At 61.5% G+C, this 19,271-nt stretch carries 1 protein-coding gene; it reads left to right on the top strand.

The window, feature by feature from the left end:
- Positions 1-91: 91 nt before the first annotated feature.
- Positions 92-19,213, top strand: a complete 19,122-nt coding sequence (locus FHR27_RS01455; protein ID WP_179537581.1) for an Ig-like domain-containing protein — start codon at positions 92-94, stop codon at positions 19,211-19,213.
- Positions 19,214-19,271 lie beyond the last annotated feature (58 nt).

Below are 19,271 nucleotides of genomic sequence, written 5' to 3'. Positions count from 1 at the left end.
ATATGACGATCCGTTTTTTGCAATATCCGCTATAACCGGTATAGACGTATTTCACAGGATTACCTCGCGCGTGCGCGCATGGAGCTGTTTTATGAGTAATTTCGCCGCTGTCATCAAATCGTTGATTGGCCAGGTATTCGTCATGTCGGTTGACGGGTTCAGACGCCAGGTCTTCGAAGGCGACCGCGTCTTCGCGGGTGAGCAAGTCACCATCGCGGATGGCGGCTCCGTTACTCTTGAGCTGGCAGACGGCGAAGTCGTCAAGCTGGGCGCCAACAGCTCCTGGCAAGCCGGTAACCCTGAAACGCAGGACGTTGCCGATAGCGCAAGCCAGGCGGCGAACAGCGAACTCGAACAGGCGCTGGCTGCCGGCTTCGACCCGACCACCGAGCTGGAACCAACCGCAGCAGGTCCCGGCGCAGGCGGCGGCGGTGGTAGTGCTGGTGGTGGCCATAGCACGGTCATGCTGAGTGAAACCGCGCAGCGCGTCGATCCGACGATCGGTTTCGAGACTGCTGGTCCAGGCACGCCGGGTTCCAATCTCATCGAAGACAACGACCCGGCCATCTTTGCCAACACCGCTGCAACCACGGCGGATGGCTCGGACACCACCGCCCCGGTCGTCACCATCAGCATCGATCCGATCAGCGGTGACGATCTGCTCAACAGCGCGGAACTGGGCGGGGCCACGATCGTGGTGACTGGCACGGTCGGCGGCGAAGCGAACGTCGGTGATTCGATCACTCTGAACGTGGGCGGCAATCTCTACAGCGGTTCCGTCATTGATCTCGGCAACGGCACCCTTGGCTTCAGCATTGCGGTCGGCACAGGCGACCTGCGCGGCTTCAGCAGCATTACCGCCACGCTCAGCAGCGTGGATGCTGCAGGCAATACAGGCACCGCTACAGCCGATCGTCCGTACACCGTGGACACCACCGCGCCTGTGATTACCGTCAATGCACCGGCGGTCACCAGCGATACCACACCGACCATCACCGGCACGACAGATGCACCGGTTGGCAGCAACGTAACGTTGACGATAACCCAAGGCAGCACCGTCATTATCGTGACTACCCCGGTTCTGGCTGGCGGCACTTATACCGTCGATGTACCGCAGGCATTGGCTGAAGGTCCTTACACCGTTGGTGCTCAGGTCACTGATCCGGCTGGCAACACAGGTTCGGCTACCGACTCTGGCGCTATCGATACAACCGCTCCTGCGATTACCGTCGATGCGCCGGCTGTCAGTAATGACACTACGCCGACCATCTCCGGCACCACCGATGCGCCGGTCGGCAGCACCGTGACTCTGACAATCACTCAGGGCACCAATGTCATTACCGTTACTACCCCGGTTCTGGCTGGTGGCACTTATACCGTTGATGTGCCGCAGGCATTGGCTGAGGGCCCGTATACCGTTGGCGCTCAAGTTACCGATCCAGCAGGCAACACAGGTTCAGCTACCGATAGCGGTGCAATAGATACCACTGCTCCTGCGATTACCGTCGATGCGCCTGCTGTCAGTAACGACACCACCCCGACCATCTCCGGCACCACCGATGCGCCGGTTGGCAGCATTGTCACCCTGACGATTACTCAGGGCACTACCGTCATTACCGTGACCACGCCCGTTCTGGCTGGTGGCACTTATACTGTCGATGTACCGCAAGCATTGGCTGAAGGCCCTTACACCGTTGGCGCTCAAGTTACCGATCCGGCTGGCAACACAGGTTCGGCTACCGACTCTGGTGCCATCGACACCACTGCTCCTGCGATTACCGTCGATGCGCCTGCTGTCAGTAACGACACCACCCCGACCATCTCCGGCACCACCGATGCGCCGGCTGGCAGCACTGTCACGCTGACGATCACCCAAGGCAGCACCGTCATCACCGTGACTACCCCGGTTCTGGCTGGTGGCACCTATACCGTTGATGTGCCGCAGGCATTGGCTGAGGGCCCGTATACCGTTGGCGCTCAGGTCACTGATCCGGCTGGCAACACTGGTTCCGCTACCGATAGCGGTGCAATCGATACCACTGCTCCGGCAATTACCGTTGATGCGCCGGCGATTACCAACGACACCACCCCGACCATTACCGGCACAACCGATGCGCCGGTTGGCAGCACTGTCACGCTGACGATCACCCAAGGCAGCACCGTCATTACCGTGACTACCCCGGTTCTGGCTGGTGGCACCTATACCGTTGATGTGCCGCAGGCACTGGCCGAGGGCCCGTACACCGTTGGCGCTCAGGTCACTGATCCAGCAGGCAATACCGGTACCGCGACCGATAGCGGTGCAATCGATACCACTGCTCCGGCAATTACTGTCGATGCGCCGGCTGTCAGCAATGACACTACGCCGACCATATCCGGCACCACCGATGCGCCGGTTGGTAGCACTGTCACACTGACGATTACTCAGGGCACCAATGTCATTACCGTGACTACCCCGGTTCTGGCTGGTGGCACCTATACCGTTGATGTGCCGCAGGCATTGGCTGAGGGCCCGTATACCGTTGGCGCTCAGGTCACTGATCCGGCTGGCAACACTGGTTCCGCTACCGATAGCGGTGCAATCGATACCACTGCTCCGGCAATTACCGTTGATGCGCCGGCGATTACCAACGACACCACCCCGACCATTACCGGCACAACCGATGCGCCGGTTGGCAGCACTGTCACGCTGACGATCACCCAAGGCAGCACCGTCATTACCGTGACTACCCCGGTTCTGGCTGGTGGCACCTATACCGTTGATGTGCCGCAGGCACTGGCCGAGGGCCCGTACACCGTTGGCGCTCAGGTCACTGATCCAGCAGGCAATACCGGTACCGCGACCGATAGCGGTGCCATCGACACCACTGCTCCGGCGATTACCGTCGATGCGCCGGCTGTCAGCAATGACACTACGCCGACCATTACCGGTACAACCGATGCTCCGGTTGGTAGCACTGTCACGCTGACGATCACCCAGGGCACTACCGTCATTACCCTGACCACCCCGGTTCTGGCTGGTGGCACCTATACCGTCGATGTACCGCAAGCGTTGGCTGAAGGCCCTTACACCGTTGGCGCTCAAGTTACCGATCCAGCTGGCAATACTGGTTCGGCTACCGATAGCGGTGCAATCGACACGACGCCGCCGACCATCACCGTTGATGCCCCTGCGATTACCAACGACACAACCCCGACCATCTCCGGCACCACCGATGCGCCGGTTGGCAGCACTGTCACGCTGACCATTACCCAAGGCACCAACGTCATTACCGTGACCACGCCGGTGTTGGCTGGTGGCACCTACACCGTTGATGTGCCGCAGGCACTGGCTGAGGGCCCGTACACCGTTGGTGCTCAAGTTACTGATCCAGCAGGCAATACCGGTACCGCGACCGATAGCGGTGCAATCGACACCACTGCTCCGGCGATTACCGTTGATGCTCCAGCTGTCAGCAATGACACGACGCCGACCATTACCGGTACAACCGATGCTCCGGTTGGTAGCACTGTCACGCTGACGATCACCCAGGGCACCAACGTTATTACCGTGACCACGCCCGTTCTGACTGGTGGCACCTATACCGTTGATGTGCCGCAGGCATTGGCTGAGGGCCCGTATACCGTTGGCGCTCAAGTTACCGATCCGGCTGGCAATACCGGTACCGCTACCGATAGCGGTGCAATCGACACTACCGCTCCTGCGATTACCGTTGATGCGCCGGCTGTCAGCAATGACACCACTCCAACTATCTCTGGCACAACCGATGCGCCAGTGGGTAGCACCGTTACTCTGACCATTACTCAAGGCACCAACGTCATTACCGTGACCACGCCGGTTCTGGCTGGTGGCACTTATACCGTCGATGTGCCGCAGGCATTGGCTGAGGGCCCGTATACCGTTGGCGCTCAGGTCACTGATCCGGCTGGCAATACCGGTACGGCGACCGACACCGGAGCAATCAATACCACTGCCCCGGCAATCACCGTGGATGCACCAGCAACCACCAACGACACGACGCCAACCATCACCGGCACGACCGACGCGCCGGTGGGCAGCACCGTGACTCTGACAATCACTCAGGGTACTACCGTCTTCAACGTGACCACTCCCGTGCTGGCTGGCGGCACTTACAGCGTGGACGTGCCACAAGCGTTGAGTGAAGGCCCTTATAGCGTCGACGCAGAGGTCACGGATGCTGCGGGCAACACCGGCAGCGCTACCGATAGCGGTGCCATCGACACCACAGCCCCGAGCATCACAGTCGATGCCCCTGCAATCACCAACGACACGACACCTACCATCACCGGCACAACCGATGCGCCAGTGGGCAGCACCGTCACCCTGACCATTACACAGGGCAGCACCGTCATTACCGTGACTACGCCGGTTCTGGCTGGCAGCACCTATACCGTCGATGTGCCGCAAGCATTGGCCGAAGGTCCATACACCGTCGTCGCTCAGGTCTCGGATCCGGCTGGCAACATCGGTTCGGCCACTGACAGCGGTGCTATCGACGTTACAGCTCCAGTGCCGACCATCACTCTCGATGCCAACATCACCGCCGATGACGTGATCAACAGCACCGAGGCCGGTCAGCAGATTCCGGTCACCGGCACCGTTGGCGGCGACGCCAAGGTTGGTGACACCGTTACCCTGACCGTCAATGGCAAGACCTTTACCGGTCTGGTCACCAACACCAACGGCACTCTGGGCTTCAGCATCAATGTTCCAGGCGCCGACTTGGTCGCCGACGCTGGCCAGACCATCACTGCCAGCATCAGCACTACAGATGCAGCCGGCAACGTTGGCACCGCCTCCGACACTGAAGGCTATAGCGTCGACACCACTGCTCCAGTGCCAACCATCACTCTCGATGCCAATATCACTGCCGATGACGTGATCAACAGCACCGAAGCCGGTCAGCAGATTCCGGTTACCGGCACCGTCGGCGGCGACGCCAAGGTTGGTGACACCGTCACCTTGACCGTCAATGGCAAGACCTTCACTGGCCTGGTGAGCAACACCAACGGCACTCTGGGCTTCAGTATCAATGTTCCAGGCGCCGACTTGGTTGCCGACGCTGGCCAGACCATTACCGCCAGCATCAGCACCACCGATGCTGCCGGTAACGTCGGCACCGCCTCCGACACCGAAGGCTATAGTGTCGACACCACTGCTCCAGTGCCGACCATCACCCTCGATGCCAATATCACCGCTGATGACGTGATCAACAGCACCGAGGCCGGTCAGCAGATTCCGGTCACCGGCACCGTTGGCGGCGACGCCAAGGGTGGTGACACCGTTACCCTGACCGTCAATGGCAAGACCTTCACTGGGTTGGTTCTGGCTGACAAAACCTTCAGCATCAATGTCCCAGGCGCCGACTTGGTCGCCGACGCTGGCCAGACCATTACCGCCAGCATCAGCACCACCGATGCCGCCGGCAACGTTGGCACCGCCTCCGATACCGAAGGCTATAGCGTCGACACCACTGCTCCAGTGCCAACCATCACCCTCGACGCCAACATCACCGCTGATGACGTGATCAACAGCACCGAAGCCGGTCAGCAGATTCCGGTTACCGGCACCGTTGGCGGCGACGCCAAGGTTGGTGACACCGTTACCCTGACCGTCAATGGCAAGAACTTCACCGGCCTGGTCACCAATACCAACGGCACTCTGGGCTTTAGCATCAATGTTCCAGGCGCCGACCTGGTTGCCGACGCTGGCCAGACCATTACCGCCAGCATCAGCACCACCGATGCAGCCGGTAACGTCGGCACCGCCTCCGACACTGAAGGCTATAGCGTCGACACCACTGCTCCAGTGCCCACCATCACTCTCGATGCCAACATCACTGCCGATGACGTGATCAACAGCACCGAGGCCGGTCAGCAGATTCCGGTTACCGGCACCGTCGGCGGCGACGCCAAGGTTGGTGACACCGTTACCCTGACCGTCAATGGCAAGACCTTTACCGGTCTGGTCACCAACACCAATGGGACCTTGGGCTTCAGCATCAATGTGCCGGGCGCCGACTTGGCGGCTGATAGCGACCGCACCATCGATGCGAGCATCAGCACCACCGATGCTGCCGGCAACGTTGGCACCGCCTCCGACACCGAAGGCTATAGCGTCGACACCACTGCTCCAGTGCCCACCATCACTCTCGATGCCAACATCACCGCCGATGACGTGATCAACAGCACCGAAGCCGGTCAGCAGATCCCGGTTACCGGCACCGTTGGCGGCGACGCCAAGGTTGGTGACACCGTTACCCTGACCGTCAATGGCAAGACCTTTACCGGTCTGGTCACCAACACCAACGGCACTCTGGGCTTCAGCATCAATGTTCCAGGCGCCGACCTGGTGGCCGACGCTGGCCAGACCATCACCGCCAGCATCAGCACCACCGATGCTGCCGGCAACGTCGGCACCGCCTCCGATACCGAAGGCTATAGCGTCGACACCACTGCTCCAGTGCCGACCATCACACTCGATGCCAACATCACCGCCGATGACGTGATCAACAGCACCGAAGCCGGTCAGCAGATCCCGGTTACCGGCACCGTCGGCGGCGACGCCAAGGTTGGTGACACCGTCACCCTGACCGTCAATGGCAAGACCTTCACCGGTCTGGTCACCAACACCAACGGCACTCTGGGCTTCAGCATCAATGTCCCAGGCGCCGAATTGGCGGCTGATAGCGACCGCACCGTCGATGCCAGCATCAGCACCACCGATGCTGCCGGCAACGTCGGCACCGCCTCCGACACCGAAGGCTATAGCGTCGACAACACTGCTCCAGTGCCGACCATCACCCTCGACGCCAACATCACCGCTGATGACGTGATCAACAGCACCGAGGCCGGTCAGTTGATCCCGGTCACCGGCACCGTCGGCGGCGACGCCAAGGTTGGTGACACCGTCACCCTGACCGTCAATGGCAAGACCTTCACTGGCCTGGTGAGCAACACCAACGGCACTCTGGGCTTCAGTATCAATGTTCCAGGCGCCGACCTGGTTGCCGACGCTGGCCAGACCATCACCGCCAGCATCAGCACCACCGATGCTGCCGGTAACGTCGGCACCGCCTCCGATACCGAAGGCTATAGCGTCGACACCACTGCTCCAGTGCCCACCATCACTCTCGATGCCAACATCACTGCCGATGACGTGATCAACAGTACCGAGGCCGGTCAGCAGATTCCGGTTACCGGCACCGTCGGCGGCGACGCCAAGGTTGGCGACACCGTCACCCTGACCGTCAATGGCAAGACCTTCACCGGTCTGGTCACCAACACCAACGGCACTCTGGGCTTCAGCATCAATGTGCCGGGCGCCGACCTGGTCGCCGACGCTGGCCAGACCATTACCGCCAGCATCAGCACTACAGATGCCGCCGGCAACGTTGGCACCGCCTCCGATACCGAAGGCTATAGCGTCGACACCACCGCACCGACCATCAGCGTCGATGCTCCGGCGATTAGCAACGACACCACCCCGACCATTACCGGTACGACCGATGCGCCGGTGGGCAGCATCGTCACCCTGACCGTTACCCAGAACGGCACGAGCTTTACCTTCACCACGCCGGTTCTGGCTGGCGGCGGCTACACCGTCGATGTACCGCAGACACTGGCTGAAGGCCCGTACACCGTTGATGCTCAGGTTACGGATCCAGCTGGCAATACTGGCAGCGCTACCGACAACGGCGCTATCGACACCCTTGCCGGCGACACCGGCGCGGCCCCAGTCGTCACCATCACCGAAGACGCCAACAACGACGGCGTGATCAGCAAGTCCGAGCTCAATGGAGAGATCGACGTACGCGTAGGCCTGCCGGCTGGTGCAGTGGCTGGCGATACGCTGGTGATCACCAACGGCACGACGCCGCAGACCATTACCCTGACTGCAGCGCAAATCACCGCAGGCTTCGTGACAACCACCTTCGCCAACCCGGGCGAAGGCAACAGCATCACCGTCGAAGCTACCCTGCGTGACCAGTTCGGCAACACCTCCGAAAAAGGTACCGACACCGCCAAGGTCGACACCCTGGCCGGCACCACGGGTGCTGCTCCGGTCGTCACCATCACCGAAGACGCCAACAACGACGGCGTGATCAGCAAGGCTGAACTCAACGGAGAGATCGACGTACGCGTAGGCCTGCCAGCTGGTGCGGTGGCTGGCGACACGCTGGTCATCACCAACGGCACCACGCCGCAGACCATTACCCTGACTGCAGCACAAATCACCGCAGGCTTCGTCACAACTACCTTCGCCAACCCGGGCGAAGGCAACAGCATCACCGTCGAAGCTACCCTGCGTGACCAGTTCGGCAACACCTCCGAAAAAGGTACCGACACCGCCAAGGTCGACACCCTGGCCGGCACCACGGGTGCTGCTCCGGTCGTCACCATCACCGAAGACGCCAACAACGACGGCGTGATCAGCAAGGCTGAACTCAACGGAGAGATCGACGTACGCGTAGGCCTGCCAGCTGGTGCGGTGGCTGGCGACACGCTGGTCATCACCAACGGCACCACGCCGCAGACCATTACCCTGACTGCAGCACAAATCACCGCAGGCTTCGTCACAACTACCTTCGCCAACCCGGGTGAAGGCAACACCCTCACCGTCGAAGCTACCCTGCGTGACCAGTTCGGCAACACCTCCGAGAAAGGTACCGACACCGCCAAGGTCGACACCCTGGCCGGCACCACCGGTGCTGCTCCAGTCGTCACCATCACCGAAGACGCCAACAACGACGGCGTGATCAGCAAGGCTGAACTCAACGGAGATATTGACGTACGCGTAGGCCTGCCAGCCGGTGCAGTGGCTGGCGATACGCTGGTGATCACCAACGGCACTACGCCGCAGACCATCACGCTCACGGCTGCGCAAATCACTGCAGGCTTCGTGACAACCACCTTCGCCAACCCGGGCGAAGGCAACACGCTGACCGTCGAGGCCACCCTGCGTGACCAGTTCGGCAACACCTCCGAGAAAGGTACCGACACCGCCAAGGTCGACACCCTGGCCGGCACCACGGGTGCTGCTCCGGTCGTCACCATCACCGAAGACACCAACAACGACGGCGTGATCAGCAAGGCTGAACTCAACGGAGACATCGACGTACGCGTAGGTCTGCCAGCCGGTGCAGTGGCTGGCGATACGCTGGTGATCACCAACGGCACCACCCCGCAAACCATCACGCTCACGGCTGCACAAATCACTGCGGGCTTCGTCACGACTACCTTCGCCAACCCAGGCGAAGGCAACAGCATCACCGTCGAGGCCACCCTGCGCGACCAGTTCGGCAACACCTCCGAAAAAGGTACCGACACCGCCAAGGTCGACACCCTGGCCGGCACCACGGGTGCTGCTCCGGTCGTCACCATCACCGAAGACGCCAACAACGACGGCGTGATCAGCAAGTCCGAGCTCAATGGAGAGATCGACGTACGCGTAGGTCTGCCAGCTGGTGCAGTGACTGGCGATACGCTGGTGATCACCAACGGCACTACGCCGCAGACCATTACTCTGACTGCAGCGCAAATCACTGCAGGCTTCGTCACGACTACCTTCGCCAACCCGGGCGAAGGCAATACCCTCACCGTCGAAGCCACCCTGCGTGACCAGTTCGGCAACACGTCGAACAAGGGAACCGACAGCGCCCGCGTCGATACGCTGGCAGGTGCCACAGGTGCGGCTCCAACCGTAGAAATTCGTGAAGACATCAACAACGACGGGGTGATCGGTCAGAACGAGCTCAGCGGTGCGATCGATGTACGAGTCGGCTTGCCAGCCGGCTCCGTGGCCGGCGATATCATCAGTGTCACCGATGGCACGACCATCAATACCTTCACACTGACTGCGGCGCAAATCACCACGGGTCATGTCGACACCACCTTCGCCAACCCAGGTGAAGGCAAGACCATCACCGTCGAGGCAACGCTGCAGGATCAGTTCGGCAACACGTCCGGCAAGGGCAGCGACCAGGCTCTGGTGAACAGTAATCCAGTGGCCGTCGACGACCCTGTCGGCAGCCCTTACACCGTGACGATCGGTGACCTGGGTGGGGGTTCAGCCACCAACAACTGGGCGCAGAACGACAGTAACAATCAGAAGACGGTAATCCAGGCACGAGATGGCAATGGCGACAACGCCAACCTGCTGCAACTGACCGTCGACGGCAACCAGAACGCTCTGGGCGTCGCAGGCTCGCCACGCGCCGTGGTCAATCAGGTCCCAGACCAGCTGGAATACGACCCGACCACCGGCAAATCCGAATCCATCACCCTGAACTTCAGCGGCAACCTCAACCAGGCCAACTTCAGCGTAAGTCGCCTGATCGCCGCAGAAGAAGGTGGCGAAGTGGGTCGTTGGGTGGCGATGTACGAGGGCGTTGAAGTGGCCAGTGGCACCTTCAAGCTCAGCGGTGGCGGCTCCGGCACCTTCTCGCTCAATACCGGCACGCAAGTGTTCGACAGCATCCGCTTCGAAGCACTGCCTACGGCCAACGGCGCAGGTGATGGGTCCGACTACTTCCTGACCGGTTTTTCCGGGTCCGGCCCGGCCTCTGCCAACAGCGCCTATGTGGTCAATGAAAGCCAGACGCTGGTCATCGACCAGGGCAAAGGTCTGCTCAACAACGACAGCGATGCCCAGGCCAACCAGACGCTCGGGGTCATCAAGATCAATGGCGCTGACGTCCCTGCCGACGGCAAGGTCGCGCTGGCAACGGGTGTACTGACCGTCAATGCCGATGGCAGCTTCAACTTTGCCGCCAATGACAACAACCTCAAATCGGGTGAGGTCAAGACCCAGAGCTTCACCTACACCGTAGGTGATGGTTATGGCGGTACTGCAACCGCCACCGCCACCATCACCATCATCGGTACCGAAGTCGCTCCTGGCATCGGCGCAGTCAGCGCTGCCGTGGACAGCACCGGTGGCCAGGTGGACGAAGGCGACAATGCCGTCTTCACCGTCAACCTCACCAACGCCAGCAGCACGGCATCGACCTTCAACCTGTCCCTCAACCCGGGTACGGCGACTGCCGGTAGCGATTACAACGCAGCCCTGACCAACCAGAGCTTCAGCAACGGGGTCACCTACAACGCCGCTACTGGCCAGGTCACCGTGCCTGCGGGTGTCACCAGCTTCACGGTCACCGTGCCAACCATCAACGATACCGTCAGTGAGCCGAGCGAAAACTTCACGCTGACAGTAGGTGGCCAGACCGGTACCGCGACCATCATCGACAACGATGCGGCGCCGACCGTCAGCACTGTGAGCGCGGCGGTGGACAGCACCGGTGGCCAAGTGGATGAAGGCGACAACGCCGTATTCACCGTCAACCTCACCAACGCCAGCAGCACGCCGACCACCTTCAGTCTTGCACTGAATGCCGGTACCGCGACGGCGGGTAGCGACTACAACGGTACGCTGACCAACCAGAGCTTCAGCAATGGCGTCACCTACAACGCCGCTACAGGCCAGGTCACCGTACCTGCGGGTGTCACCAGCTTCACGGTCACCGTGCCAACCATCAACGACACCGTCAGCGAGCCGACCGAAAACTTCAGCCTGACTGTTGGCGGGAAAACCGGCACTGCGACCATCATCGACAACGATGCGGCGCCGACTGTGAGCACCGTCAGCGCGGCGGTGGACAGCACCGGTGGCCAGGTCGACGAAGGCGACAACGCCATATTCACCGTCAACCTGACCAACGCCAGCAGCACGCCGACCACGTTCAGCCTGGCGCTAAATGCCGGTACCGCGACGGCGGGTAGCGACTACAACGGTACGCTGACCAACCAGAGCTTCAGCAATGGCGTGACCTACAACGCCGCCACCGGCCAGGTCACCGTGCCAGCTGGCGTCACCAGCTTCACCGTCACGGTTCCCACCATCAATGACACCGTCAGCGAGCCTACTGAAACCTTCACGCTCAATGTGGGTGGCAAGATCGGTACCGCGACCATCATCGACAACGATGCCGCGCCGACCGTCAGCACCGTGAGCTCCGCTGTCGATAGCGCGGGTGGCCAGGTCGACGAAGGCGACAACGCCGTATTCACCGTAAACCTGACCAATGCCAGCAGCACGCCGACCACCTTCAGCCTGGCGCTGAATGCCGGTACCGCGACGGCAGGCAGTGATTACAACGGTACGCTGACCAACCAGAGCTTCAGCAATGGCGTGACCTATAACGCAAGCACCGGCGTCGTGATGGTGCCGGCTGGCGTCACCAGCTTCACGGTCACGGTTCCGACCATCAATGACACCGTCAGCGAGCCGGCTGAAACCTTCAGCCTGACCGTGGGCGGCCAGACCGGTACTGCCACCATCATCGACAACGATGCGGCGCCGACCGTCAGCACCGTCAGCGCTGCCGTGGACAGCACTGGTGGCCAAGTGGATGAAGGCGATAACGCCGTCTTCACCGTAAACCTCACCAACGCCAGCAGCACGCCGACCACGCTCAGCATCTCGCTGAATCCAGGTACTGCCACAGCAGGTAGCGATTACAACGGTACGCTGACCAACCAGAGCCTCAGCAATGGCGTGACCTACAACGCCGCTACAGGCCAGGTCACCGTACCTGCGGGTGTCACCAGCTTCACGGTCACGGTTCCGACCATCAACGACACTGTCAGCGAGCCGACCGAAAACTTCAGCCTGACTGTTGGCGGGAAAACCGGCACTGCGACCATCATCGACAACGATGCGGCGCCGACTGTGAGCACCGTCAGCGCGGCGGTGGACAGCACCGGTGGCCAGGTCGACGAAGGCGACAACGCCATATTCACCGTCAACCTGACCAACGCCAGCAGCACCCCGACCACGTTCAGCATCTCGCTGAATCCGGGTACTGCCACAGCAGGTAGCGACTACAACGCGGCCCTGACCAACCAGAGCTTCAGCAATGGCGTCACCTACAACGCCGCTACTGGCCAGGTCACCGTGCCTGCGGGTGTCACCAGCTTCACGGTCACCGTGCCAACCATCAACGACACTGTCAGCGAGCCTACTGAAACCTTCACGCTCAATGTGGGTGGCAAGATCGGTACGGCGACCATCATCGACAACGATGCGGCGCCGACCGTCAGCACCGTCAGCGCTGCCGTGGACAGCACCGGTGGTCAGGTCGACGAAGGCGATAACGCCGTGTTCACCGTCAACCTCACCAACGCCAGCAGCACGCCGACCACCTTCAGCCTGGCGCTGAATGCCGGTACCGCGACGGCAGGCAGTGATTACAACGGCACACTGACCAATCAGAGCTTCAGCAATGGCGTGACCTATAACGCAAGCACCGGCGTCGTGACGGTGCCGGCTGGCGTCACCAGCTTCACGGTTACCGTACCGACCATCAACGACACCGTCAGCGAGCCGACTGAAACCTTCAGCCTGACCGTGGGCGGCCAGACCGGTACTGCCACCATCATCGACAACGATGCGGCGCCTACCGTCAGCACCGTCAGCGCTGCCGTGGACAGCACCGGTGGTCAGGTCGACGAAGGCGACAACGCGGTATTCACCGTCAACCTCACCAACGCCAGTAGCACGCCGACCACCTTCAGTCTCGCACTGAACCCTGGCACTGCGACTGCAGGGAGTGATTACAACGGCACCCTGAGCAATCAGAGCTTCAGCAACGGAGTGACCTACAACGCCACCACTGGCGAGGTCACCGTACCGGCTGGCGTGACCAGCTTCACCGTCACGGTAGCGACCATCAATGACACCGTCAGCGAGCCAACCGAAACCTTTACGCTCAATGTGGGTGGCAAAACCGGTACCGCGACCATCATCGACAACGATGCCGTGCCGACGGTCAGTACTGTCAGTTCGGCTGTCGATAGCGCAGGCGGCCAGGTCGATGAAGGCGATAACGCTGTATTCACGATCAACCTCACCAACGCCAGCAGCACGCCGACCACGTTCAGCCTCGCACTGAATGCCGGTACTGCGACGGCGGGTAGCGATTACAACGGTACGCTGACCAACCAGAGCTTCAGCAATGGGGTCACGTACAACGCCACCACGGGTCAGATCACTGTGCCGGCAGGAGTGACCAGCTTCACGGTCACCGTACCGACCATCAATGACACCGTCAGCGAGCCGACCGAAACCTTCAGCCTGACTGTTGGCGGGAAAACCGGCACGGCGACCATCATCGACAACGATGCCGTGCCGACCGTCAGCACCGTCAGCGCGGCGGTGGACAGCACCGGTGGCCAGGTCGACGAAGGCGACAACGCCGTATTCACCGTCAACCTGACCAACGCCAGCAGCACTGCCACGACCTTCAGCCTGGCACTGAATGCCGGTAGCGCGACGGCGGGTAGCGACTACAACGGCACACTGACCAACCAGAGCTTCAGCAATGGCGTGACCTATAACGCAAGCACCGGTGTCGTGACGGTGCCGGCTGGCGTCACCAGCTTCACGGTCACCGTACCGACCATCAATGACACCGTCAGCGAGCCGACTGAAACCTTCAGCCTGACCGTGGGCGGCCAGACCGGTACCGCGACCATCATCGACAACGATGCCGCGCCGACCGTCAGCACCGTGAGCTCCGCTGTCGATAGCGCAGGCGGCCAGGTCGATGAGGGCGACAACGCCGTCTTCACCGTCAACCTCACCAACGCCAGCAGCACGCCGACCACCTTCAGCCTGGCGTTGAACCCTGGCACGGCCGTGGCGGGTAGCGACTACAACGCGGCGCTGAGCAATCAGAGCTTCAGCAATGGCGTGACCTACAACGCCACGACTGGTCAGGTCACCGTGCCGGCTGGGGTGACCAGCTTCACCGTCACCGTGCCGACCCTCAACGACACCGTCTATGAGCCAACCGAGACGTTCTCCCTGACCGTAGGCGGTCAGACCGGCACCGCGACCATCGTCGACAACGATGCCGTACCGACGATCAGTACCGTCAGCTCCGCGGTGGATAGCACCGGTGGCCAGGTCGACGAAGGCGACAACGCCGTGTTCACCGTCAACCTGACCAATGCCAGCAGTACCGCCACCAGCTTCAGCCTGGCGCTCAACCCTGGCACGGCCGTGGCCGGTCTCGATTACAACGCCACGCTGAACAACCAGAGCTTCAGCAATGGGGTCACTTACAACGCGGCCACCGGCGTCGTCACCGTACCGGCTGGAGTGACCAGCTTCACCGTCACCGTGCCGACCATCAACGACACAGTCGCCGAGCCGACCGAAACCTTCAGCCTGACCGTAGGTGGCAAAACCGGTATCGCGACCATCATCGATAACGACGCCACGCCTACCGTCAGCACCGTGAGCTCGGCTGTCGACAGTGCGGGCGGCCAGGTGGATGAAGGTGACAACGCGGTCTTCACCGTCAACCTGACCAACGCCAGCAGCACGCCGACCACCTTCAGCATCGCGCTGAATCCGGGCAGCGCGACCGCTGGTAGCGACTACAACGCGGCGCTGAACAATCAGAGCTTCAGCAACGGTGTGGTGTACAACGCCATCACCGGTCAGGTCACCGTGCCGGCTGGGGTATCCAGCTTTACCGTCACGGTTCCCACCATCAACGACACCGTCTACGAGCCGACCGAAAACTTCACGCTGACAGTAGGTGGCAAGACGGGTACCGCGACAATCATCGACAACGATGCCGTACCGACCGTCAGCACCGTGAGCTCGGCTGTCGACAGCGCGGGTGGCCAGGTCGATGAAGGCGACAACGCCGTATTCACCGTCAACCTGAGCAATGCCAGCAGTACCGCCACCACCCTCAGCCTGGTGCTGAACCCTGGCACGGCTGTGGCGGGCAGTGACTACAACGCGGCGCTGAGCAACCAGAGCTTCAGCAACGGGGTCACCTACAACGCGGCGAACGGAACCGTCACCGTGCCTGCAGGCGTGACCAGCTTCACCGTCACGGTGCCGACCATCAACGACACCGTCTACGAGCAGACCGAGACCTTCACCCTGACCGTCGGCGGCAAGAGCGGCACGGCGACCATCATCGACAACGATGCGGTACCAACGGTCAGGACCATCGAGGTCGGCCAGGCCGGCACCGCTGATGACAACGTGGTCGAAGGCAACAACCTGGTCTTCAACGTCACCCTGAGCAATGCCAGCTCGACGCCGACTTCGCTGTCCTTCAATGCCACGGGTACCGCGACCGCGAATGTCGATTACAAGCTGACCGCGCAGAGCTTCAGCAATGGCGTGACCTATGACGCCAGCACCGGGAAGATCACCGTGCCGGCCGGGGTTACCAGCTTCTCGGTGACCGTGCAGACGCTCGCCGACAACGTGGTCGCCGAACCGCTGGAAACGGTGCGCCTGGAGATCGGCGGGCAAACTGCAACCGGCGGCATCATCGACGGCACACCCGATGCCAAGGACGACAGCTACACCAAGGTCACGGGCCTGAAAGCCGAGTACTACGGCTACAACGATTCGAGCACCGGAGCGAACAACGACGGCGCCAACCTGACCAACCTCAGCCAGGTTCGTCAGTTCATCGATGGCCACACGCCGGCGGCGACCTTCAACGCCACCACGCTGGATTACGGCAACCTGAGCAATGCGTCCGGTCTGGGCAATGGCACCAACCTGCAGAATTTCCTGGGTGTGAACACCACCACGGGCAATGGCACCAAGGCCAACTCGCTGTCGACTGACCCGGGCAACACCTCCGACGCCATCATCAAGATGAGCGGCTTCATGAACCTGGCGGCCGGCACCTATCAGTTCAGGGTGACGGCGGACGACGGATACAGCATCCGCATCAATGGCCAGGTGGTCGCCGAGTTCAACAACAACCAGTCGACCGGTACGTTAACCGGCAACTCGTTCACCATCACGGCGGCTCAGGCTGGCGCCCAGCAAATCGAGATCATCTACTGGGACCAGGGCAGCGACGCTCGTCTCAAGGTCGAAATCGGCCAGGGCGGCACCTACAAGGTCGTCGACTCGGACATGCTCTACCACGTGCCGACGACCTCGAGCCTGGTGGTGGAGTCCGGCGACAGCCTGACCATCGCCGGCAGCACCCTGCTCGGCAACGACACCGATCCGAACGGCGACGCACTGTCCATTACCAGCGTGCAGAGCGCCACCAATGGCACCGTCAGCCTGAGCAACGGCAACGTCATCTTCACACCGAAGGAAGGCTTCTACGGTGACGCTACCTTCCAGTACACCATCAGTGACGGCAAGGGCGGCTCGGACACCGCCACCGCCACCCTGAAGGTGACCAAACCGGCCGACGTGATCCACCTGGCTGGCGACGGCGCCAACGACAATGGTGACAACACCATTCGCGGCGGCAACGGCAACGACGTGCTGCTTGGCGACACCGGCGGTACGCTGACCACCATCCAACCGGCGACTAACTACAACATCGCCTTGCTGGTCGACACCTCAGGCAGCATGCAGGGCAACCGCATGACGCTGACCAAGGACGCGCTGTCCAAGTTCGTGACGACCCTTGCCGGCCACGATGGGGTGGTCAACATCGCCCTGGTCGGTTTCGCCGGGGAAGTGACCCTGAACTACAAGGTTTCCGAACTCCAGTCCGGTGCCAAGCTCAACGATCTGCTGGCGGAAATCCAGAAACTCACCGCCAGCGGCGGCACCAACTATGAAAGCTCGTTCAAGGAGGCATCCGCCTGGTTCGACGCCCAGAGCACCGCGGGCAAGACTGCCGCTGCGGGCTACGAGAACCTGACGTTCTTCCTCTCCGACGGTGACCCGACCTTCTACTACAACGGCAATACCACGACCGTCAGTGGCAATGGCTCGACCACCAACGATGAAGTGCTGCTCGGCTCCCTCGACACCTACAACGTGCTGGCCAGCAAGACCGCCGTTCACGCCATCGGTATCGGCAACGGTGTCAGCGAGAAGAACCTCGGCCTGTTCGACAACACCGCCGCGAGCATGGGCACCACCCGCCTCGCGTCGTCGGAGACGGTGCTGGCGAACTTCAATGGCGGCTCCACCGGCTGGAACAACCTGAACACCTGGACGACCGAAGGGACGGGTGGCGGCAGCTCGGTCAGCACCCAGACCAGCAACGGTGGCACCCTGAGGATCGTCGATACGTTCAGCGGCAGCGCCACCAGAGCCTACACGCCGAGCGTCACCATCGACGAGGGTGGCTACAGCAGCCTGAAGTTCAACTACACCACCACCAGTACCGGCAACGCCGACACCATGAGCTGGAAGCTGCAACAGCAGGTCAACGGCACCTGGGTCGATGTGCAGACGGGCGGTGGCTTCACCAACAGTAACTGGACGACCGTGGAGACCTCGGCTGTCGGTGCCGGCACCTACCGCCTAGCATTCAGTGTCGAAGACAAGAGCAGTGGCAACAGCAACGCCACCATGTGGATCGACAACATCGCCCAGGTCAACTACACCACGGTGCCGGTCGGCAAGGCGGATATCGTCAATACCGCTGACGGGCTCACCGTGGCCCTGCACGGCGGTTCCAACGCCAACGTTCCGATCTCGGTCGGCAGCGACACCATCTATGGTGGCGAAGGCAACGACATCATCTTCGGTGACGTCATCAATACCGACGCGCTGCCGTGGGGAGTCAATGGCAACCCGGCCAAGCCGACCGAGCTGCATAACGGCGCAGGCACCCATGCCCTGGAAGTTTTCCTGGAGCTGAAGAACGGCATCGCGCCGACCAATGCCGATATGTACGACTACATCCGCGCCAACCACGAGACCTTCAACGTGGCAGGTGACACCCGTGGTGGCTCGGATCACCTGTACGGCGGTGCCGGTAACGACATCCTCTATGGTCAGGGCGGCAATGACTTCCTGATCGGTGGATCGGGTGACGACATCCTGTTCGGCGGCGCCGGTGCCGATACCTTCGTCTGGCAGAAAGGCGACTTCGGCAAGGACGTGATCAAGGACTTCAGCGTGGCCGAGGGCGACACCATCGACCTCAGCTCCCTGCTGCAGGATCACAGCAACAACCTGGACAGCTACCTGAAACTGGTAACGGACAACGGCAGCTCCACCCTGCTGATCAGCACCAAAGGCGAGTTCAGCAACGGCGACACCACCACGCAACAGGTTGCCGCCAAAGCCGATGTGCAGATCGATCTGGGCCACGCCAGCCTGCCGAGCTACGACATCAACACGTTGATCGCCAACCACACGATCAAAGTCGATCCATGATAGGCCCAATGCTCCGCCACACTTTCGTGGCGGGGCGCTAAGCTGTAGGCACAGGTTT

It is taken from the genome of Pseudomonas flavescens, assembly GCF_013408425.1.
GTDB lineage: Bacteria > Pseudomonadota > Gammaproteobacteria > Pseudomonadales > Pseudomonadaceae > Aquipseudomonas > Aquipseudomonas fulva_A.
Note: the sequence above shows the minus strand (reverse complement) of the source record. Positions and strands in the feature narration are given on the sequence as shown.